22 protein-coding genes are annotated in these 22,007 nt (G+C 35.3%); 14 read left to right on the forward strand and 8 right to left on the reverse strand.

Annotated elements, in window-relative coordinates; genetic code table 11:
• The first annotated feature begins 24 nt into the window (after window positions 1-24).
• A complete protein-coding gene (locus tag NLM59_RS04130) occupies window positions 25-591 on the forward strand; it encodes a hypothetical protein (RefSeq protein WP_304416475.1) in 567 nt (188 codons plus the stop codon).
• A 71-nt stretch (window positions 592-662) separates the two neighbouring features.
• Here the strand turns inward: NLM59_RS04130 and mnmA are convergent, their stop codons facing one another.
• Both mnmA and NLM59_RS04140 read right to left on the reverse strand, forming a co-directional pair.
• The gene (gene mnmA / locus NLM59_RS04135; RefSeq protein ID WP_304416476.1) at window positions 663-1,871 is read right to left on the reverse strand and encodes a tRNA 2-thiouridine(34) synthase MnmA; all 1,209 of its coding nucleotides are present in this window, start codon (window positions 1,869-1,871) and stop codon (window positions 663-665) included.
• 61 nt (window positions 1,872-1,932) lie between these two features.
• On the reverse strand, window positions 1,933-2,802 hold the full coding sequence (locus NLM59_RS04140; RefSeq protein ID WP_304416477.1) for a cupin-like domain-containing protein: 870 nt from the start codon (window positions 2,800-2,802) through the stop codon (window positions 1,933-1,935).
• Window positions 2,803-2,968: 166 nt separating this feature from the next.
• Here NLM59_RS04140 and NLM59_RS04145 point away from each other — a divergent pair, with 166 nt between their 5' ends.
• Window positions 2,969-3,625, forward strand: coding sequence for a metal-dependent transcriptional regulator (locus NLM59_RS04145; RefSeq protein ID WP_304416478.1), 657 nt, complete (start codon window positions 2,969-2,971; stop codon window positions 3,623-3,625).
• A 79-nt stretch (window positions 3,626-3,704) separates the two neighbouring features.
• Here the strand turns inward: NLM59_RS04145 and NLM59_RS04150 are convergent, their stop codons facing one another.
• Window positions 3,705-5,147: a TonB-dependent receptor gene (locus tag NLM59_RS04150; protein ID WP_304416479.1), complete on the reverse strand. Its 1,443-nt coding sequence runs from the start codon at window positions 5,145-5,147 to the stop codon at window positions 3,705-3,707.
• 43 nt (window positions 5,148-5,190) lie between these two features.
• Here NLM59_RS04150 and NLM59_RS04155 point away from each other — a divergent pair, with 43 nt between their 5' ends.
• Window positions 5,191-5,973 (forward strand): MBL fold metallo-hydrolase, encoded by a 783-nt coding sequence (locus NLM59_RS04155; protein ID WP_304416480.1) that lies wholly within the window; start codon window positions 5,191-5,193, stop codon window positions 5,971-5,973.
• 14 nt (window positions 5,974-5,987) lie between these two features.
• Here NLM59_RS04155 and NLM59_RS04160 read toward each other — a convergent pair whose 3' ends face one another.
• The gene (locus NLM59_RS04160) at window positions 5,988-6,368 is read right to left on the reverse strand and encodes a PUR family DNA/RNA-binding protein (protein WP_304416481.1); all 381 of its coding nucleotides are present in this window, start codon (window positions 6,366-6,368) and stop codon (window positions 5,988-5,990) included.
• 180 nt (window positions 6,369-6,548) lie between these two features.
• The gene (locus NLM59_RS04165) at window positions 6,549-7,475 is read right to left on the reverse strand and encodes a bifunctional riboflavin kinase/FAD synthetase (protein WP_304416482.1); all 927 of its coding nucleotides are present in this window, start codon (window positions 7,473-7,475) and stop codon (window positions 6,549-6,551) included.
• Window positions 7,476-7,705: 230 nt separating this feature from the next.
• On the opposite strand from NLM59_RS04165, the gene atpD reads away from it, so the two are divergent.
• Together atpD and NLM59_RS04175 are read left to right on the forward strand one after the other, a co-directional pair.
• Entirely contained in the window at window positions 7,706-9,208 is a 1,503-nt protein-coding gene (gene atpD, locus NLM59_RS04170) for a F0F1 ATP synthase subunit beta (RefSeq protein WP_304416483.1), read from the forward strand.
• A 10-nt stretch (window positions 9,209-9,218) separates the two neighbouring features.
• Window positions 9,219-9,518: a FoF1 ATP synthase subunit delta/epsilon gene (locus tag NLM59_RS04175; protein ID WP_304416484.1), complete on the forward strand. Its 300-nt coding sequence runs from the start codon at window positions 9,219-9,221 to the stop codon at window positions 9,516-9,518.
• Between the two features lie 89 nt (window positions 9,519-9,607).
• Here NLM59_RS04175 and hflX read toward each other — a convergent pair whose 3' ends face one another.
• Complete coding sequence (gene hflX / locus NLM59_RS04180; RefSeq protein WP_304416485.1) at window positions 9,608-10,828, reverse strand: GTPase HflX; 1,221 nt, start codon at window positions 10,826-10,828, stop codon at window positions 9,608-9,610.
• Between the two features lie 558 nt (window positions 10,829-11,386).
• Here hflX and thrS point away from each other — a divergent pair.
• The 4 genes from thrS to rplT all read left to right on the forward strand — a co-directional run bounded on the left by thrS (window position 11,387) and on the right by rplT (window position 14,625).
• The gene (gene thrS, locus NLM59_RS04185) at window positions 11,387-13,306 is read left to right on the forward strand and encodes a threonine--tRNA ligase (RefSeq protein ID WP_304416486.1); all 1,920 of its coding nucleotides are present in this window, start codon (window positions 11,387-11,389) and stop codon (window positions 13,304-13,306) included.
• A 23-nt stretch (window positions 13,307-13,329) separates the two neighbouring features.
• Window positions 13,330-13,881 (forward strand): translation initiation factor IF-3, encoded by a 552-nt coding sequence (gene infC / locus NLM59_RS04190; RefSeq protein WP_304416527.1) that lies wholly within the window; start codon window positions 13,330-13,332, stop codon window positions 13,879-13,881.
• Between the two features lie 104 nt (window positions 13,882-13,985).
• On the forward strand, window positions 13,986-14,183 hold the full coding sequence (gene rpmI / locus NLM59_RS04195; protein WP_304416487.1) for a 50S ribosomal protein L35: 198 nt from the start codon (window positions 13,986-13,988) through the stop codon (window positions 14,181-14,183).
• A gap of 97 nt (window positions 14,184-14,280) precedes the next feature.
• Complete coding sequence (gene rplT / locus NLM59_RS04200) at window positions 14,281-14,625, forward strand: 50S ribosomal protein L20 (protein WP_304416488.1); 345 nt, start codon at window positions 14,281-14,283, stop codon at window positions 14,623-14,625.
• Window positions 14,626-14,848: 223 nt separating this feature from the next.
• Here rplT and yihA read toward each other — a convergent pair whose 3' ends face one another.
• Window positions 14,849-15,457 carry a ribosome biogenesis GTP-binding protein YihA/YsxC gene (gene yihA / locus NLM59_RS04205; protein ID WP_304416489.1) on the reverse strand — a complete coding sequence of 203 codons (609 nt, stop codon included), beginning with the start codon at window positions 15,455-15,457 and terminating at the stop codon, window positions 14,849-14,851.
• The gene (locus NLM59_RS04210; protein ID WP_304416490.1) at window positions 15,454-16,227 is read right to left on the reverse strand and encodes an alpha/beta fold hydrolase; all 774 of its coding nucleotides are present in this window, start codon (window positions 16,225-16,227) and stop codon (window positions 15,454-15,456) included. The genes yihA and NLM59_RS04210 overlap by 4 nt, the downstream gene beginning before the upstream one ends.
• A 657-nt stretch (window positions 16,228-16,884) precedes the next feature.
• On the opposite strand from NLM59_RS04210, the gene mraZ reads away from it, so the two are divergent.
• The 5 genes from mraZ to NLM59_RS04235 are packed head-to-tail and all read left to right on the forward strand — an operon-like array spanning window position 16,885 to window position 22,005.
• Window positions 16,885-17,352 (forward strand): division/cell wall cluster transcriptional repressor MraZ, encoded by a 468-nt coding sequence (gene mraZ / locus NLM59_RS04215; RefSeq protein WP_304416491.1) that lies wholly within the window; start codon window positions 16,885-16,887, stop codon window positions 17,350-17,352.
• Window positions 17,327-18,256, forward strand: coding sequence for a 16S rRNA (cytosine(1402)-N(4))-methyltransferase RsmH (gene rsmH / locus NLM59_RS04220; protein WP_304416492.1), 930 nt, complete (start codon window positions 17,327-17,329; stop codon window positions 18,254-18,256). The genes mraZ and rsmH overlap by 26 nt, the downstream gene beginning before the upstream one ends.
• Entirely contained in the window at window positions 18,237-18,566 is a 330-nt protein-coding gene (locus tag NLM59_RS04225) for an FtsL-like putative cell division protein (RefSeq protein ID WP_304416493.1), read from the forward strand. The genes rsmH and NLM59_RS04225 overlap by 20 nt, the downstream gene beginning before the upstream one ends.
• Window positions 18,563-20,548, forward strand: a complete 1,986-nt coding sequence (locus tag NLM59_RS04230) for a penicillin-binding protein (RefSeq protein WP_304416494.1) — start codon at window positions 18,563-18,565, stop codon at window positions 20,546-20,548. The genes NLM59_RS04225 and NLM59_RS04230 overlap by 4 nt, the downstream gene beginning before the upstream one ends.
• Window positions 20,545-22,005, forward strand: coding sequence for a UDP-N-acetylmuramoyl-L-alanyl-D-glutamate--2,6-diaminopimelate ligase (locus NLM59_RS04235; protein ID WP_304416495.1), 1,461 nt, complete (start codon window positions 20,545-20,547; stop codon window positions 22,003-22,005). Before NLM59_RS04230 ends, NLM59_RS04235 begins: the two co-directional genes overlap by 4 nt.
• Window positions 22,006-22,007 lie beyond the last annotated feature (2 nt).

The raw sequence follows: 22,007 nt of genomic DNA on the forward strand, positions 1-22,007 counted from the left end.
TTTTATACAAAAAATTATATACCTATGAGAAATTTTAAATTATTGACCTTATTTGCGATTATGTTTAGTTTGTTAGTAAGATGTACTACTGATGATGAAGGAAATCCTGCGGTTCAATCTCCGATTGATATCCCGACAAAGATTAACAACATCGAAATTCCTTTTGCGACTATAGATGGAACAACTTTGCCTGGCCCTATCAACATTAGACTTAATGTTGATTTTGATGAAGCCATTGGTGATGCAGTGCCAGGTTTAGGCTTGAACAATGTAGCATCGGCTGAGTTAGTTGACTTTTATGTAGAATTAGATGATAGTTCTTTTGTTGGAGATTTAACAGCTATTGAGGACATGGACATCTATGTAAAAGCTAACGGACCAGATTTGGAAGAAATTAAAGTTGCTGAAGTTAGAGGCAACACCGCAGCAGATAGAATTAATTTTGAGGTGGTTTCTAATGAGGATCTAATCGATTATTTTAAGGCGGATGATTTATATTTAGTATTAAGAGATATTAAAGCTGGTGATAGTTCTTTAACAACTTTCACCATTAGTGCCACGCCAGTATGGAAAGCTAGTTTCCAGTTATAGAATTTTTGTTTTTAGAAATGAAAAGCCGACGTTTTCTGACGTCGGCTTTTCAATTTTAAATCTATTTTTCATTACTGAATCACACCTGATCCAATCAATTCTTCTCCATCATACCAAGCAACAAATTGCCCCGAAGTGATGGCACTTGGCGCTTCGTCGAACTCCACATACAATCCATTATCGAATTGATGTAAAGTTGCTTTTCTCAAAGGCTGACGATAACGAATTCTCGCCATATACTCTTTGGTTTCACCTGGTTTTAATGCCAAATCTTCTCTCACCCAATGCAATTCTGCATTAGATACAAATAACGCTTTCTTGAACAAGCCTGGATGATCTGCGCCTTGACCTGCGTAGATTATATTCTTTTCAACGTCAGTAGAAATCACAAATAATGGTTCTACCATACCGCCAACGCCTAAACCTTTTCTTTGTCCAACCGTAAAGAAATGAGCTCCATTATGTTTTCCAACGATTTTGCCGTCATTCGCATCATAAGTATAATCCTTAGCAAGGAAAGCTAATCTTTCTTTTTCAGTTTCGAACTCAGTTTTTTGTGGTAAACCTTGATAGAAATCTTTTTTAATTTCTATGATAACACCATCTTTCGGTTTTAATTGCTGTTGTAGAAAGTCAGGTAAACTCACTTTTCCGATAAAGCATAAACCTTGTGAATCTTTTTTATCTGCTGTAACTAATTCTTGCTCTTTGGCAATTTTTCTCACTTCAGATTTATCTAAATGCCCAATTGGGAACAAAGCTTTTGAAAGTTGCTCTTGACTTAATTGACACAAGAAATAAGACTGATCTTTATTTTTATCGTGCCCAGCCAAAAGTTGATAAATTTCTTTACCATCTTTTTCAATAATTCCTTTTTGGCAATAATGTCCTGTAGCTACATAATCAGCCCCAAGTTCTAAGGCTGTTTTTAAGAAAATATCGAACTTGATTTCACGATTACACAAAACATCAGGGTTTGGAGTTCTACCAATCTGATATTCGTTGAACATATAATCAACGATTCGTTCTTTATAAATCTCGCTTAAATCAATTACCTGAAATGGAATTCCTAGTTTTTCTGCTACCAACAAAGCATCTGCACTATCCTCAATCCATGGACATTCATCATCTAAGATCACTGATGAATCATTCCAATTTCTCATGAATAGTCCGATCACATCATAACCTTGCTGCTGCAATAAATATGCGGATACACTACTATCTACACCTCCCGAAAGTCCTATGACTACTTTTTTACCTTTCACCGCTTTTAAATTCAAGTTGCAAAGTTACGGCTTTATTAGTTTTAATGACAAAATCCCCTTTTTTTTTAGGATTTATTTAATGAATATTCAAGGATTTGTGAGTGCGACGAATCGCTTCTTGATTTTTATATTCTATCCAATCATTTCCTTTTAACTTTCGCATCACACTATCATAATGTCGCATGAGTATAACATTATATAAAGCTTCGGCTAAATGATTAGGTCTCTTGGCGATTGACCTTAAACTCATAGAAAAACCTGGCGTTATGTATTTCATATAATGCCAATACGCTTCTGGCATATAGAGCATTTCGCCATGAGAAAGTGTAGTTTTATAAGGCTTAAGATTCTTTAATGCTGGAAATTTCTCAAAATCTGGATGATCGAAATCTATGTCCTCGCGACAAATTACAGAATGTGGAATTTTATACATGAATTTTGATTGACTCGGCGGAACCAAAATACATTCCTTTTCGCCGTGAAAGTGAAAATGAAAAATATTAGCCAAATCAATGTCATAATGCATAAACACATTACTACCAGCTCCTCCAAAAAATAACATTGGCAAGCCTTTCATTATTTTCAATCCTAATTCTGGATATTTATAATCTTGCTGAAGTTGCGGAACTTCCTTCATTAAATTATACAGGAAAATACGCAAATCGGTAGGTTCTGATTTCAATAAATCGACATAGTCAACTAAACTCATTTTGGCTTTTGGCTCATTGAAACCATCTTCTGCTTTTACAGGTTCGCTATTATATAAAGGAACAATTCTTTCACCCGCAATTTCTTTGATGTAGTCTAGATTCCACTTAGCATAAGCAGGCCAATCTTTTGTTATGTTCTTAATAACAACTGGCTTTTGAGGTTTATAATAATTTTCTATAAACCCCTGCTTATCAATAGAATCAATTCTATCTATAGACTTAAAATCAAACTGCATTTTCGTGAATTAACCCACAAATTTACATTAATTTAATATGTATGAATAGAACTTTATGATTTGATTTGGTTCTTTTAAGAAATCATAAAGATATTTTTGAGTTAAGTTAGAGGTCTATATTTGGTTTCATTCTTCAAAAACGAGACACATTAATTATCTTTACCACATGAAATCCCTGACAGAAGAAAACTATCTAAAAGCCTTGTTTATGCTTTCCCAGAAAAGCCCAGATGTTTCTGTGAATGAATTAAGCAAAGAATTGGATATTACGATGCCCACTGTAACGGCCATGATGAAGCGATTTGCTAAGAAAAATTGGGTGATTTATGAAAGCTATAAACCTATTAGACTTTCTGAAGAAGGAGCTAAGGAGGCGGCCTTAATCGTTAGAAAACATCGTTTAACCGAAATGTTTTTAGTGGATGTGATGGACTTTGGCTGGGCAGATGTACACGAAGTAGCAGAGCAAATTGAACACATAGAATCACCTATGTTTTTTGATAAAATGGATAAAATGCTCAACTATCCAAAGGTAGATCCACATGGCTCGCCTATACCTGATAAACATGGAAATACAATTGAATTAAATTACAGCAAACTTTCGGATTGCAAAGCGGGAGACATTGTTATTTTTAGAGCTGTTGAGAATTCAACTGATGATTTTTTAACCTTTTTAAATGATAGAAATCTAGCTTTACAAACTAAACTTCATATCAAATCTGTTGAATCATTTGATAATAGTATGTTGGTTGAATATAATGATAGAACCTACACCTTTAGCAAAAAAGCTTGTGAAATGATGTTAGTTGAAAAGACATCTTAAAATTTAAAATATTAGATAAAGAAAAGCGGGAACTTCGAAATGAAATTCCCGCTTTGTTTGTTTATAAAAATAGGTATGATTAAAGAATAAATTTACATTTTTCTTCATCGTAACCGAACATTCCTTTATCTTTAATAATCGCTGCAACATCTCCTGGCAAGCTTCCTTCCCATCCTGTTTCACAATTATTAATTTGTTTAAGAATCTTTCTTGAATGAATCTTTAAATTTTCTGGATTATAATCTTCTATATCTTGAATCTTATCATTTAGTTTAAAGAATTTATATAAATCCTTAAGATTATCACTAACCTTCAGATTTTGAGCAGTTAACAATACTCCTTCTTCCTTATCTTGATAAGGATATAAATATACTTTTACGTTACGTTTGAATAATTTACCGAAGGCCTCCATAATTCCTCCACTCAAATCAGAATAATATTCTTCTTTAAATACAGCTAATAAATTATTGACACCCATAGCAAGTCCAATTTGGGTTCTATTTCTCGTGTATTCAGAGAAATAATCCACAAGCTTATAATATTCTTGATAATTAGAAATCAATACATTATAACCTAATTTACATAAAATATCAGCTCTGTTTAAAAAGTCTCTTTCATCAATTTCACCTTCTTGTCTAAGGTTGGTCAATGTAATCTCAAATAAGACTTGTAAATTCTCATCTGTAATTTGAGGATGATCTTTTCTAAACATATCCAAACCGCTATGTAACATATCGATATTAACATTGGTTACCGGTCTGAAACTTCCGCGCATCGCGAAAATATTCTTTTTATATAGTAAATCTGCTGGCAAAATATTATATCCATCAGGCCCAAACATTACCGCTTCCGTCATTTCATTTCTCAACAAGTGTAAACTCATCAAGCGATTGTCTACATAACGGAATCTAGGACCAGAAAAGTTGATCATATCAATCTCCAACTGATCTTTATCTAAAGTATCATACAAGGAAACGACTAATTCTCTTGGATTGTCGGTGTGATGATAAGCTCCATAAATTAAATTTACCCCTAAAACACCTAAAGTTTCTTGTTGTAATTGCGCCGAGTTTTCTTTAAATCTAACATGAAGAACTATATTATTATAACCCTCGTTTGGAGCCGCTTGGAATCTAAGCCCAACCCATCCATGACCTTTATACTTTTTAGCATAGTCGATGGTTGTCACTGTATTAGCATAACTAAAGAAGCTTTTACCAGCATGTTGTTCTTTATCTAAACGTTCTTCCATAAGACCAATCTCATGGTCTAACATTTTGTTTAGACGATCCTCTGTTACATATCTCCCATCGTACTCTTTACCATAAATAGCATCACTAAAATCTTTATCATAAGCAGACATTGCTTTTGCAAGCGTACCAGATGCTCCACCTGCACGATAAAAGAACCTAACAGTTTCTTGTCCAGCACCAATTTCCGCAAAGGTACCATAGATGTTGCGGTCTAAATTAATTTTCAGGGCTTTTTGCTTTGGAGTTAGCTCTCTAAGAATTTGAGACATAGCTTTTCTAGAATGAATTATATTGGGTAAATTTACCAAAATTATGTCGGATAATTCGAATCAGTTTATATTTTTAGGAACAGGAACTTCACAAGGCGTTCCCGTAATCGGCTGCACAGATCCCGTTTGTCTCTCTAACGACCCGAGGGACAAAAGGTTACGAGCTTCGGCTATGGTGATATATAAAGGCATGCATATTTTGATAGATTGCGGCCCTGATTTTAGACAACAAATGTTACGAGAAAACTTGAGCGATGTTGATGCAATTTTAATTTCGCATGAACATAATGATCACATTATTGGTTTAGATGATGTGCGTCCGCTTAATTTTAAAATGAAAAAAGACATGCCAATATATGGTATGCCTCGTGTTTTAAACGACATTAAATATAGATTTCCATATGTTTTTTCGGCTGTAAAATATCCTGGGACTCCATCTATTGAATTAAGACCTATTACCGATGATAAGTTTAATATTAATGGTGTCGAAATTACTCCATTACCCGTTAAACACGGCAACTTAGATATTTATGGTTATCGTATTGGGAATATGGCATACTTAACCGATATAAGCGAGATTCCAGACGAAACCATGAAATTATTAGAAGGCTTAGACATTCTGATAATTGATGCGCTAAGAAAGGAATATAGCCATCATTCTCATCTCATTTTGGATGAGTCAATCGATTATGCTAAAAGGATAAAAGCAAAAAAAACCTATTTCACACATATTAGTTATGAAATGGGTTTTTATGAAGAAGTGGAAAAAGAATTACCACCTCATATGCATTTAGGCTATGACGGTTTAAAGTTGAATTTTAGTTAAGATTAAAATTCAGTTTAAATATCTTCAAAGCTGATATCAGTAAACTTATTCAAACCATCTCTTGAATCATCTTGATCCTCATTGGCATCAACTTTTTCATTATAATCTGGTTGATGTCTTTCGGAGATAACTTCTTCTCCTTTTTCTCTTGTAATAAAATCTGTAGCTTCTTCTAAGTGCTCTTTAAAACTCTGGAAATCTTCTTTATACAAATATATTTTGTGTTTTTTGAAGTAGAAAGTTCCATCCTCATTAGAATTCTTTTTACTTTCTGTAATGGTTAAGTAGTAATCGCCGGCGCGAGTTTCTCTAACATCAAAGAAATAAGTCCTTCTTCCTGCTCTTAGAGATTTCGAGAAAATCTCTTCATGTGAATTCTTTTCATTATTATCCATATCCGCCATCTTAAAAAATTCTAATATGTTAAACTATTACAAACAAAACTATAAATTTTAATAAAATTAAAAAATAATTCAATTAGAAAATCAAGCTCTTAAAAGCTATTTATTTAGATTCTAATTAAAAGAAGTTGCTTGCTTTTGAGCATATCGAACACAAGTGGAAGTAAGTGTGAATTATAAGGATTTAATGAAAGCTCTAAATTCGGCTTCATCCTTTTGAATTTGTGCGACAAGATGATCTTTACTTTCGAATTTTCTCTCATCACGAATTCTTGTGATTAGCTCAACACGGATTTCCTCTTCATACAAATCACCGTCGAAGTCTAAAATAAATACTTCTACCCTATGCTGAACATTGTCAATAGTTGGCCTGAATCCAATATTCATAAGACCAAAGTAATTCTTATTTTCAATTTCTAGTTGGACTCCGTAAACACCATCTTTAGGTAGTAATTTTAGCTTATCTACTTCTAAGTTGATAGTTGGAAAGCCTAATGTTTTCCCGATTCCATCCCCATGAATTACTTTACCGGTTATACTATATTGATAACCCAAAGCTTCGTTAGCGTAGTTTAAGTTACCCTCTAATAAGGCGTTTCTAATTTTGGTAGAACTGATAGGTCTATCACCTTCAATAATGGCTTCTAGCTGAACTACACTAAACTGGTATAATTCTGATAATTCCTCTAAAAGTTCAAAACTACCTTCTCTATTTCTACCAAAACGATGATCATAACCTATTATTAAGGTATGAACATTTAATTGTCCTACTAAAAAATCTCTCACAAATTCGATAGAAGACATTCGAGAGAAATCATGATCAAATGGTTGAACATATAATAAGTCGAGGTCAAATTTCTCTAGTAAACGAATTTTCTCTTCGTGTAGCGTTAGGAGTTTTAAATCATAATCTTGATGTAAAACCAATCTAGGATGTGGCCAAAAAGTAAGCAAACAAGATTTGGCATTTGTATCCTTGGTAATTTCATTCAGATAGCGAATGATTTTCTGATGGCCTTTGTGCACACCATCGAACATCCCTAAGGTCAAAATTGTCCTTTGATTTTCAGGTATAGTTTGAATATGTGGTATTACATCCATAGAAGGTTGGCAAATTTATCAATTCTAAAATTATAAAAACAATTTATTCCTATAATAAGATAATTCCTAGATTTAAATTGCCCTGATTTTTAAGAATAAATAGGGATTTCGAGCCTTCTGATAAAGATATAAATTAAGGATATGATAAATATCCTAATTTTGGATTCAGTTAACTCAAAAAAAACCATATATTTGCACAAAATTTTATAGAAGTACCTAATTTAATACAAATGGCACATAACACAGGAAAAATTGCTCAGATTATTGGACCCGTAATCGACGTTGTTTTTGATAAAGTAGAAGAATTACCTAACATTTATGACTCGTTAGAGGTTATAAAAGAGAATGGCGAGAACTTGATTCTAGAGGTAGAACAGCACATCGGTCAAGATACGGTAAGATGTATCTCTATGGATTCAACAGACGGTTTACAAAGAGGACAAAAAGTAATTACTACAGGTCAACCTATTGCTATGCCAATTGGCGACGAAATCAAAGGTAGATTATTCAATGTTGTGGGTAATGCTATTGATGGATTAGGAAACTTAGACAAAACTAATTCTTTACCTATTCACCGTCCAGCTCCTAAATTCGAGGATTTATCTACATCTTCAGAAATTTTATTTACTGGTATTAAGGTAATCGACTTAATTGAGCCATATGCAAAAGGTGGTAAGATTGGTTTATTCGGTGGTGCTGGTGTTGGTAAAACTGTATTAATTCAGGAGTTAATTAACAACATTGCAAAAGGACACGGTGGTTTATCTGTATTCGCAGGTGTTGGTGAGAGAACTCGTGAGGGTAATGACTTATTACGTGAGATGTTAGAGTCTGGTATTATTAGATACGGTGATGACTTTATGCAATCTATGGAAGAAGGCGGATGGGATTTATCTAAAGTAGATAGAGAAGAATTAAAAGAATCTAAAGCTACCTTCGTATTCGGACAGATGAACGAACCTCCAGGAGCACGTGCTCGTGTTGCTTTATCAGGTCTTACATTAGCTGAGTACTATCGTGATGGTGACGGAGAAGGACAAGGTCGTGACGTATTATTCTTCGTTGATAACATCTTCCGTTTTACACAGGCTGGTTCTGAGGTATCGGCTTTATTAGGTCGTATGCCATCAGCGGTAGGTTACCAACCAACTTTGGCAACTGAGATGGGTGCGATGCAAGAGCGTATTACTTCTACTAAAAACGGATCTATTACATCAGTACAGGCGGTTTACGTACCTGCGGATGACTTGACTGACCCTGCTCCAGCGACAACTTTCGCTCACTTGGATGCTACAACGGTATTGTCTCGTAAGATTGCTTCATTAGGTATTTATCCTGCGGTGGATCCATTAGATTCTACATCAAGAATCTTGACTCCAGAAATCGTTGGTAAAGAGCACTACGATACTGCACAAAGAGTAAAAGAAATTCTACAAAGATATAAAGCACTACAAGATATTATTGCGATTCTTGGTATGGAAGAGCTTTCAGAAGAGGATAAATTAGTTGTACACAGAGCAAGACGTGTACAGAGATTCCTTTCTCAGCCTTTCCACGTAGCAGAGCAGTTTACAGGTATCCCAGGTGTATTAGTTGACATTAAAGACACAATCAAAGGATTCAACATGATCTTAGACGGAGAAGTTGACCAATATCCAGAGGCTGCGTTCAACTTGAGAGGTTCTATCGAAGAGGCTATCGAGGCAGGTGAGAAAATGTTAGCAGAAGTATAATAAAATTATTATGGCATTAAAATTACAAATCATAACTCCAGAGTATGTGATTTTCGATGGCGAGGTTGACTCGGTAATTGTTCCAGGAAAAATGGGACAGTTCCAAATGTTAGAAAACCACGCGGCTATTGTTTCTACATTAGAAGCAGGTAAAATCGAGATTCATACACATACAACTGAGTTTGTAGATTACAACAACGAAGACGGAATGTTAGAAATGTCTCCAAGCGATTCTAAAGTAATGTTCCTACCTGTTAACGGTGGTATCGTTGAAATGAACAATAATAAATGTATTATTCTAGCTGAATAACACAAATTATATAAAACTAAAAAATCCACAAATTTCGATTTGTGGATTTTTTTTATGCTTTAAACTTTCTTTTTATTCAATAATTTTAATTACTCCTGCTCTTCAGATAAATGATCATAGTAGTTGAATAAGTAATTATTGTACGGGAATCTAGTTTCATGGATTCCTTTGATTTCTTCGTACATCAACTTTCTTAATTCTTCTAAATTCGTTCCTTTTACCGCAGAAATAAAGATACTTGGATCTTGTGATTTATTCACCCACATTCTCTTTAACTCCTCTAGCGTATAATTATCTTCTAAGACTTCATCATCTGCAACAGCTTCTTTCTTGGCTTGTTTAAACTGGTCAATCTTATTAAACACAAGAATCGTTGGTTTATCTCTACTATCGATGTCCTCTAAAGTTTCATTTACTGATCTAATATGATCTTCAAAGCTTGGATGTGAAATATCAATCACGTGCACAATCAAATCTGCCTCTCTCACCTCGTCTAGGGTTGATTTAAAGGACTCAACTAATTGCGTAGGTAACTTTCTAATGAATCCAACCGTATCGGTTAAAAGGAATGGTAAATTACCAATCACCACTTTTCTTACCGTTGTATCTAATGTAGCAAAGAGTTTATCCTCAGCAAATACGTCAGATTTGCTCAAAACGTTCATCAAGGTTGACTTACCAACGTTGGTGTATCCAACTAAAGCAACACGAACCAATTGTCCACGGTTGCTACGTTGTGTAGCCATCTGCTTGTCAATCTTCTCTAATTTCTTCTTCAATAAGGTAATCCTATCACGAATAATACGTCTATCCGTCTCAATCTCTGTTTCACCAGGACCACGCATACCAATACCACCTCGCTGACGCTCCAAGTGAGTCCACATTCGAGTCAATCGTGGCAATAAATATTCATATTGAGCTAACTCAACTTGTGTTCTCGCATAAGAAGTTTGAGCTCTTTGCGCGAAAATATCAAGAATCAAGTTTGTTCTATCCATAATCTTGATCTCCATTAACTTCTCAATGTTTTTCAACTGAGATGGTGTCAATTCGTCATCAAAGATTAATGTATCTACCTCGTTTTCTTGAACGTATTCTTTTATTTCTTTTAATTTTCCACTACCAACGAAGTATTTAGCATCTGGTTGTGAAAGTTTTTGTGTATAACGCGCCAAAGTTTCAGCCCCTGCTGTAAAGGCAAGGAACTCTAGCTCGTCCATGTATTCTTCTAATTTTTCTTCTGGCTGGTCTTGAGTAATTAACCCGACCAAAACCACTCGCTCGAATTGAGCGTCTTTAATTTCTAGCATATGACACAAATATATCAAAAACTGTGCTGTAATTTGAAAACCGAACTATTAGAAATTTGATGTCAGTCCGTGGATTTTTAAAATTTAAATTGAATAAAAGTATTCACTTCAATCTAAAAGTTTAATTAGGTAGTTTATGTAGTATTAAAAAGCCAACAATGGATTAACAACAATTAGCGCGTATCTTATAAAGTCCATTCCACATTTCCCCTTCTAATCTCTACCTGATAAGCGCGGAGCCGCGAAAGGGATTGGCGTGGAAATCCTTGTGATGATTTAGGGCAACAAAAAACGAAATAAAAAAGCGACCTTAGAAGCTCTTTTTATGAGATTTTTTGTCTCTAAATCATCACAAGATTGGAACAAAAAGCCCGGTTTTTGTTTCGTCAAAACATTGACGAAACAAAAATTCGCCCTAAAATTTATTCATTAAATACCGCATAAGTACAATTTAGACTCGAGGTTGATGACTTCCAAAAGCATTATTCCATAGTATCAACTAAATTCTTACCCTATTTTTATCTTTTCTCATTATCTTTGCCAACCTAAGAATTTTATATGGTAAACATTACTCTTCCCGACGGTAGCATTCGCTCTTTTGAAAGTCAGGTTACTCCTATGGAAGTAGCAAAGGACATTAGCGAAGGTTTAGCGAGAAACGTTATTTCTGCTTTGGTAAACGATCAACAAGTAGAGGTTACAACACCTATAACCGAAGATAGCCAATTAACCCTTCTTACCTGGAACGATAAACTAGGTAAAAAAGCATTTTGGCACTCATCGGCTCACCTGTTAGCTCAGGCTATTTTGGAGTTCTTTCCAGATGCGAAGTTAACCATCGGACCGGCAATTGATAATGGTTTTTACTATGATGTAGATTTTGGAGATACGCCTCTTTCTGAGAAGGATTTCGAGAAAATCGAAAAGAAAATGCTTGAAAACGCTAAAAAGAAAAGCGAATTCAATTTATATCCTGTTTCTAAGGCAGAAGCTTTGGAAATGTACAAGGACAATCCATTCAAAACTGAGTTGATCGAGAACTTGGAGGATGGTGAAATTACTTTCTGTTCGCATGACAACTTTACCGACTTATGTCGTGGTGGGCACATACCGAATACGTCTATCGTTAAGGCAGTTAAGATTCTTAATGCTGCTGGTGCTTATTGGCGTGGAGATGAGAAAAACAAGCAGTTAACGCGTGTTTATGGTATCTCATTTCCAAAACAAAAAGAATTAAAAGAATATTTACATAATCTAGAAGAGGCTAAAAAACGTGACCACAGAAAAATTGGTAAGGAACTAGGAATCTTCACTTTCTCTGAGAAAGTTGGAGCAGGCTTACCACTTTGGTTACCAAAAGGTGCAGCCTTAAGAAGAAAATTAGAAAACTTCCTAATGCGTGCACAGCAAAAAGCTGGCTACGAAATGGTGGTTACGCCTCATATTGGTGGAAAGGAGTTGTACATAACTTCTGGACACTATGAGAAGTATGGTGAGGATAGCTTTAGACCTATTACTACGCCAAACGAAGGAGAAGAGTTCATGTTAAAACCAATGAACTGTCCACACCACTGTGAGATTTATAAGAGTTCACAATGGTCTTATCGTGATTTGCCAAAGCGTTTTGCAGAATTTGGAACGGTTTATCGTTATGAACAATCAGGTGAGTTACATGGATTGACTCGTGTACGTGGGTTTACGCAGGATGATGCGCATATCTTCTGTACACCAGATCAATTATTAGAAGAGTTCAAAAAAGTAATTGACTTAGTATTATATGTATTTGGCTCTTTAGGTTTTGAAGATTTCTCAACTCAAATTTCTTTGAGAGATCAGGAGAATAAGGAAAAATACATTGGATCTGACGAAGATTGGGATAAAGCAGAAAATGCAATTAAGCAAGCTGTAGAGGATAAAGGATTAAAAGCTGTTGTAGAATATGGCGAAGCTGCGTTCTACGGCCCTAAATTAGACTTCATGGTGAAGGATGCTTTAGGAAGAAGTTGGCAATTAGGAACGATTCAAGTAGATTATAACTTACCTAAGAGGTTTGATTTAACTTACATTGGGTCTGATGGAGAAAAACATCGTCCGGTGATGATTCACAGGGCTCCTTTTGGTTCATTAGAAAGGTTTATCGCAATTTTGATAGAAAACACAGCAGGCGAATTCCCTATGTGGTTGACGCCAGAGCAATTTATTATTCTACCAATTAGCGATAAGTACTTAGAATACAGTAAAAAAGTTTTAAATTCCATAGAAAATTCCGATATTTGTGGCCTTATAGATAGTAGAGCTGAGAAAACCGGAAGGAAAATTCGCGATGCAGAGGTAGGGAAAATCCCTTATATGTTGATTGTAGGCGAAAAGGAAGAAGAAAGCAATACGGTTTCTGTAAGGAAACACGGCGAGGGAGATTTAGGAACATTTACGATTGAAGAGTTCAAAAGTCGTCTCGAAAATGAAATGAGAGTATAACCAAAACATTATAGATTATCGCAATAAGAAGACGTGGTGGATACCGACCACCAAGAAGAAAACAGGAAGATCAACACAAAATTAACGAGAACATTCGTGTTCCAGAAGTGCGTGTTGTGGGTGATATAGAAGACCTAAAGATAGGTGTCTATAAAACTAAAGATGCATTAGCATTAGCCAAGGAAAACGAGTTAGACCTTGTGTTAATTACTGAGAATGCAAAGCCTCCAGTAGCCAAAATTTTGGACTACAAAAAATTCCTATATGACCAAAAGAAACGTCAGAAGGAAATGAAGGCCAAACAAACTAAGGTAACGATTAAAGAGATTCGATTCGGCCCTAATACGGACGAGCATGATTACGAATTTAAAAAACGTCATGCAGAAAGTTTCCTTAAAGATGGATCTAAGTTAAAAGCCTATGTTTTCTTTAAAGGTCGTTCTATTGTGTTTAAGGATCAAGGAGAAATCTTGTTGCTTAAATTAGCACAGGACTTAGAAGAGTTTGGTAAAGTAGAACAAATGCCAAAACTAGAAGGAAAAAGAATGATTATGATGATGGCTCCTAAAAAGTAATTTTTAGTTCCATTTAAATAATTAAACAAATAAAAAGGGACAAGAAGAAATCGCTTGTTCCTTCATTTTTTAAAACATAAATCAGTTCAATAAATATAGAAATTATGCCAAAGCAGAAAACAAAATCAGGAGCTAAGAAACGTTTCAAACTTACAGGAACTGGAAAGATTAAGCGCAAACACGCTTTTAAAAGCCACATCTTGACTAAAAAGTCTAAGAAACGTAAGAAGAATTTAACAAAAATGACATTGGTTGCAGATCCAGATATGCACAGTGTTAAACAACAATTAGGATTGAAATAATATTTCAACCGGTTTATTAATTAATATTAACCCGACCGCAGGCAACAATCAAAGAGGTGATTAAATTCATCCGCCCACAGTCAAAAAATTAAAAATTATGCCAAGATCAGTAAATTCAGTAGCGTCAAGAAGAAGACGTAAAAAAATCATCAAACAGGCCAAAGGTTACTACGGACGTCGTAAAAACGTTTGGACAGTGGCTAAAAACGCGGTAGAAAAAGCAATGCTTTATTCTTACCGTGATAGAAAAACCAAAAAGAGAAATTTCCGCGCTTTGTGGATCCTTCGTATTAATGCAGCTGCGCGCCAACATGGAATGACTTATAGTCAATTTATGGGTGCTATGAAGAAGAGCAATATCGAATTGAACCGTAAAGTATTGGCTGATTTAGCGTTAAATCACCCAGATGCTTTCAAAGCAATTGTAGAAAAGGTAAAATAAATTAAAAATATTGAACTGTATTTATAAAAGTCGTCTAGAAATAGACGGCTTTTTTTATACCTATATATAGCATAAAAAAACTCCCCTATTGGAGAGCTGTATGTTTTATTTTAAAAGCTTTGTATTTGTTTAAACCATTGATAGAATGTACATAATGAGATAAACAATTATACAAGTTGGAATCTCAACTCTACACCATATACACTTAACCCTACTCTAAAATCTAAAACCTTTCGGCTAGTTGTTTATTATAATGGTCTATATCAGCTAAAATATTTTCAGCGCCTAATTTAGATGCAGCTGATGTAGTATAAAAAGGTGGTAATTCTGCCCAAGTCTTAAGTAACTCAGATTTATATTTAGCTAAATTCTTACCTAACTTAGCCGAGTTCAGCTTATCAATTTTTGTCATTACAATTGTAAATGGAATTCCATTTTTGCCTAAAAATTCCATAAACTCTAAATCGCTCTTTTGAGGGTCATGGCGACTATCTACCAACAAAAATACATTCACTAAATTCTTACGTTTTGTAATGTAATTGGTAATTAATTTCCCGAATTTCTCGCGATCTTTCTTAGATACCTTAGCGTATCCATACCCCGGTAAATCGACCAAATACCAAGATTCATTAATCAAAAAGTGATTGATTAACTGCGTCTTTCCTGGTGTCGAAGACGTTTTGGCTAATTTCTTTTGATTGGTAAGTAAGTTAATCAAAGACGACTTACCTACATTAGATCTACCAATAAAAGCGTATTCAGGAATATTCGGTTCTGGGCATTTAGACCAATCCGTATTACTCTCAACAAAAGTTGCGGTTTTTATAATCATTTTTCCTTTTTCACCTTAGGATCTAACCACTCAAACAATATTTGGTTAAACAATTCAGGATGTTCCATCATGGCTGCATGGCCACATTCATCTATCCAATGCAAAGTAGCATTAGGCAATCCAGCTTCAAACTCTACAGCAACTTCAGGTGGCGTTACACCATCTTGCTTACCCCAAATCAAACATACTGGGACCTTAATATTCACTAGGTCATTCTTCATATTATGTTTAATGGCGCTACGTGCAATGTATAAAATTTTAATCGCCTTCTTCGAGTTATTTACCGTATCGTAAACCTCATCTACAATTTCTTTCGTCGCTACTTTCGGATCAAAGAAAACCTCCTCAGCTTTCTTTTTCACATACTCATAACTTCCTCTTTTTGGGAAAGTCTCCCCAAAAGATTTTTCGTATAGTCCAGAACTTCCAGTCAAAACAAGTGAATGCACTAAATCTGGATGATCCTTAGTCACTACCAGTCCCACATGACCACCAAGAGAATTTCCTACCAAAGTAGCTGGTTCTTTAACAATATCTTTCAAAAAACCACTAACAAACTTAGCAATATTCCCAACATTGGTATTCAGAATTGGCATGTCAAGGATTGGCAAATTAGGTGCGTAAACTTTGTAACCACGCGACGAAAAATATTTCATCATCGCATCAAAATTACTCAAACCTCCCATCAAACCATGAAGTAATACAATTGGATGACCTTCACCCTCCTCTATAAAACTATACTTTTTCTGTTTTTTTATCTTAAATAACATGCACGTTAGTTTGGAACTAAGCTACAAAAATACATTATTTTAGGCAACTATGCATTCATAACAATAATAATGCTCATTTAGGCAACTCTTTTCGATTGTTTCTTTCTCATTTTCTGCAACTTAACATCACTAAAGCAATCGAAAAGACCGCGCTTTCCTTCCAATCTTTTGTTGGCATGGCGACAAAAAATCTCGTAGAAGGAGTTTGTGCAAGCACGCCACTCTTCTACTTCGTTTTTTATTGCGCCCTCCCAACAAAAGGATTTCCATACAATCGCTGTTGCATGCTTCGTGTCATAAAATGCATCAGAAATTCTAGAGTAAATACCTTGTTTAATATTTACTTCCACAAAATCCCACTTTTAATTCCAAATCAAAATTCTGATGAATGAGAAGAAACAATTACAAGAGATATAAGTCTTTGATTTTCAAATTAAATCTACTTGAAACATGATGTTTAAGAGAAAAATCTAAAAACTCATTAAAACACCCTAAAATGTCAATAAGATTTGGGAACCTCTGTATTAGCTTATACATCAGCTTTTCAAAGCTTCTAAGAGAGCTTAAAAGTTAAAGTTTTCAACAAAAGTGGGAAAATGTGGTGAAATGTGGGAAAATGTTCTAATTCTTTCCTATTTTTGAAGAAATTAATTGGTAGTGTTAAATCTCATCGGAACATATGAATGTAAAGTCGATGCCAAAGGGCGTCTGGCTCTTCCTATGGGGTTACGCAAACAATTAGGTGACATCACTGATGAAGGTTTTGTATTAAAACGCTCCGTTTTTCAACCTTGTTTAGAGCTTTATCCCATGAGCGAATGGAATAATGTTATGCAACAAGTTGGCAAACTTAATCGCTTTAAACAAAAGAACAACGAATTCATCAGAAGATTTTCTGCAGGCGTTAAACCTGTTGACATCGATAGTAGTGGCCGCGTACAAATCGCAAAAGATTTAGTGGCATTTGCTAATATCGATAAAGAGGTTGTGGTCTCTTCGGCCATCAACATCATCGAGATATGGGACAAGGAGTTGTATGAAAAAGCTGTTAATCCAGACGATATGGATTTCGCAGCACTGGCAGAGGAAGTAATGGGAAATGAAGACGACAATGACATATCATGATCCAGTTTTACTTAAAGAAAGCGTTGACCAATTAGTTAAGAATCCCGACGGAATTTATGTGGATGTTACTTTTGGCGGCGGCGGTCACTCAAGAGAAATCCTTTCTCGTTTGAGTGATAAAGGTAGACTTATATCTTTTGATCAAGATTTAGACGCAAAACAAAACATAATAGATGACCCGAGGTTTCAATTGGTCATGTCTAATTTTAGATATGTAAAAAACCAATTGCGCTTTATGGGCATCAAACAAATAGATGGACTTTTAGCCGACCTGGGTGTTTCATCTCATCAATTTGATACAGGTGAGAGAGGTTTTTCTACACGCTTCGAGGGTGATTTAGACATGCGCATGAACCAACAACAAAGCAAAACTGCTGCGAGTTTCTTAATGGAAGCAGATGAGTCTGATATTGCTAGAGTATTTGCTAACTACGGCGAATTGCGTTCTGCTAAAAAATGGGCAAACAAAATTGTTCACGAACGCAAGGAAAACGAAATCAAGACGACTACAGATTTAAAGAATCTATTTGCTGGTTTTATTCCAGATCATAGAAAAAACAAAATATATGCTCAATTATTTCAAGCGCTCCGCATTGAAATAAATGATGAAATGAAAGCTTTAGAAGAATTATTGCTTTCAACGCCAGACATCATTAAACCTGATGGTAGATTGGTTCTTATATCCTATCACTCCTTAGAGGATAGATTAGCGAAACGATTTATCAGAAGCGGAATGTTTGAAGGCGAACCCGAGAAAGATATATATGGTAATTGGTATGCGCCATTTAAGCCATTACAATCGAAAGCCATGACGGCTAATGAAGATGAAATAGCAAAAAATCCTCGCGCTAGGAGTGCTAAATTAAGAATTGGAATTAGAAATCATGCCGAAGAAGAAAAATAAATCTAGCATCTCGATAAAGGATATTCTTAAAGGAAAATTCTTAGTAGAAGAAGGTTCTTTTGGGAATTGGCGTTTTGTCTTTTTCCTAGCAGCTCTTGCTTTTATAAGTATTAGTAGCTCGCACTGGGCAGACAAGAAAGTTGTAAAGATTAGAAAGTTGCAAAGAGAGGTTGCTGATTTAAAGTCAGAATATTCTGATTTACACAAAAGTGTAATGCAAAGCAAAATGGAATCTTTTGTTGCAGAAAAAGTTTTGAAGGATAGTATTAAGAAATCAACGGTTCAACCCTACAAGTTGACACAAAAATGATTAAGAGTAAAAAGGAAATATTACTTAAAGCATACGCCATAGGTCTTCTATTGGTGATTATGTCTGTGGGTATTGTTTACAAATTAATCAACCTTCAGACAGATCCCGAGCAAAGAGAAAAGTTGGAAAGCTTCACTCAGCGAACTAATTTCCGCGAAGCCATTATTCCAGCACAAAGAGGAAATCTATATGCATCGGATGGAAGCTTATTAGCAACTTCTGTACGTCATTATGATATTGCTATTGATGCTAAAGCTATGCGCCAAGAATTAGTAGACCAACATTTAAATGCTCTTGCGGATTCGTTGAGCAAAATGTTCGGAAAAGATTCAAAGCATTATGCTAAAATCATTTTGAATGCTAAACATAACGAAAAGCAATATTTAAGATTAGCTAGAAACCTCAACTTTAGACAACTTAATCGTGTTAAGAAATTTCCAATCTTCGATCAAGGACAAATCAAAGGTGGTTTTATTGTAGAGGATAAATTGATTAGAGAGCGCTCAGTTAAGGATATTGGAGCCAGAACATTAGGATACGTAAAAGGAGATTCCATTAAAGTTGGCTTAGAAGGAGCTTATAATGATTTACTTTCTGGCCACGACGGTAGAAGATTAGAGCAAAGAATGGGTGGCGGTAATTGGCGACCTATTAGTGTTTCTACCGAAGTAGACGCCGAGGAAGGAATGGATGTGGTTACCACCATAGACATTGGATTACAAAACGTAGCTTACAATACATTATATCAACAGCTTACCGATTACGAAGCACATCATGGATGCGTTATAGTAATGGAAGTTAAAACAGGTGAAATTAAAGCAATTGCTAATCTAACTAGATTAGATGATGGCAATTATGCTGATATCCAGAACTTTGCTGTAGGTGAAGCTAGCGAACCAGGTTCAACCATTAAAACGATATCATTATTAGCAGCTTTAGACTCTGGAAAAGTAGATACCGCCACAACGGTTGCTACACATGGTGGTAGAATGAGATTATTCGGAAGAACCATCTCCGACTCTTATGGCTATGGAGAATTAACCGTTAAGCAAATTCTTGAAAAGTCTTCGAATATCGGAACAGCTAAAGTCGTGACTGACATTTGGCAACAAGAACCTGAGGATTTCATGGATATCATTAATGGCAGATGGAAACTTAACCAAAAGCTTGACGTTGATATTCCAGGTGAAGCAGAACCTTATATTCCAGATCCAGACGGAAAATCATGGAGTAAACAAACTTTATCTTCCTTCTCTTTTGGATATGAAAGTAAATTAACGCCTTTACAATTGCTGACTTTTTATAATGGAGTAGCGAATAATGGTATCATGCTAAAGCCTTTGTTTGTAAAGCAAATTCGCAAACATGGAGATATTGTAAAAGAATTTCAACCAGTGGTTCGTGTTAAGAAAATGGCAGCTGATAGCACCATCAAAAAGATGCAGGCCATGCTAGCTGGTACGGTTAAAACCGGTACAGGTAGAGCGTTCTATAATGAGCACTATTCTGCAGCAGGTAAAACAGGTACAGCAAGAGTTGAATATTGGAGAAAAGATATTCCTATTCAGTATAGAGCATCTTTCGCGGGTTATTTCCCAGTAGAAGATCCAAAATACTCTGTGATTGTTGTAGTTCATAAACCATCTAGAACAAAAGGAATCTATGGCTCTACCGTAGCAGGACCTGTTTTCCAGGCATTAATGGAGCACGTTTATGTAAGTACACCAAAGCCTTATTTAATACCAGACACATTACAGCTGAAAACAACTTACGCTGCTAAAAAGCCATTCAATATCAATTCAAACAAAAAGACCATTCCTAATTTATTAGGTAAGAAAGGTTATGAAGTAATTCCAGCCTTAGAGAATCTTGGCTTTGAGGTGACTTATACCGGTGTTGGAAAAGTGAAAAGTCAATCGATTGAACCAGGATCGGCTTTACCAAAAGTTAAAAAAATACATTTAGAACTAGACAATATATGAAGTTAAAAGACCTGCTATATAAAACCCAAATTTTGGACATCATTGGCACAACCGATCAAGAGATTAAAGCAATAAGCTTTGACTCGCGTAAGGTTGAGCAAGGATGTGTCTTTGTCGCCATTTCGGGATTTGCGGTAGATGGTCATGAATATATTGATCAAGCTATTAACAAAGGTGCCGAAGTAGTTGTTTGTTCTACTTTACCTAAAAATAGAAAGGAGCATATTACTTATATTAAAGTAAAAGATACTTCTATCGCATTAGGCGCGATGGCTGCAAATTTCTATGACAACCCAACCAAAAAATTAAAGTTAGTTGGAGTTACAGGTACGAATGGTAAAACGACTACAGCAACTTTACTATATGAGTTAAGCGAAAAGTTGGGCTATCCTGCAGCGCTTATTTCTACAATTAACATTAAAATCCATAAAGAGGAAATACCTTCAACTCATACTACGCCTGACATTATTGAAATCAATAGAATATTGGCTCAAGCTGTAGAAGAGGGAATTGAATATGCTTTTATGGAAGTGAGTTCACATGGGATTCACCAAAATAGAATTGCAGGTTTAAAATTCGCGGGTGCTGGCTTTACTAATATCACGCACGATCACTTAGACTACCACGAAACATTCAAAAATTATATTGCGGCTAAAAAAGCTTTCTTCGATAATTTATCTAAAGATGCTTTTGCTCTTACCAATATCGATGATAAGAATGGTTGGGTAATGCTTCAAAACACTCACGCGAAGAAATATAGTTATGCCTTAAAAACTTCAGCCGATTTCAAAGGAAAGGTTATCGAAAACCAATTCCACGGCATGTTGTTGCAATTTAACGATAAAGAATTTTGGACTACTCTGGTAGGAACCTTCAATGCATCCAACCTTTTATTAGTTTATGGTATTGCCAATTTATTAGGCTGGAACGAAGAAGAAATTTTAACTTCTTTAAGCGAACTTAAAAACGTTGAGGGAAGATTTGAAACTTTCACGTCACCTCAAGGTATCATTACCATTGTAGATTACGCACATACACCAGATGCTCTGGAAAACGTAATATCTACGATTCAAAATATTAGAACTCGAAACGAAAAACTATATGTTCTTGCCGGATGTGGTGGAGATCGCGACAAAAACAAACGTCCAGAAATGGCTCATGTTGTTACGTCACAGGCAGATCAAGCTATTTTAACTTCTGACAACCCAAGAACAGAAGACCCTAATGAGATTTTAAAAGATATGGAAGCTGGCGTTCAACCTCAGCATTATAAAAAATATCTAAAAATCGCAGACAGAAAAGAAGCTATTAAAACTGCTTTCAAATTAGCAGAGAAAGGTGATATCATCTTAATAGCAGGAAAAGGACATGAAACCTATCAAGAAATTCATGGTGTTAAATATCCTTTTGATGATATGCAAATTGCCATTGAAACCGCAAAAACCTTAAACAAGTAAGC

It is taken from the genome of Profundicola chukchiensis, from assembly GCF_029664245.1.
In the GTDB taxonomy this organism is placed as follows: Bacteria; Bacteroidota; Bacteroidia; order Flavobacteriales; family Weeksellaceae; genus Profundicola; species Profundicola chukchiensis.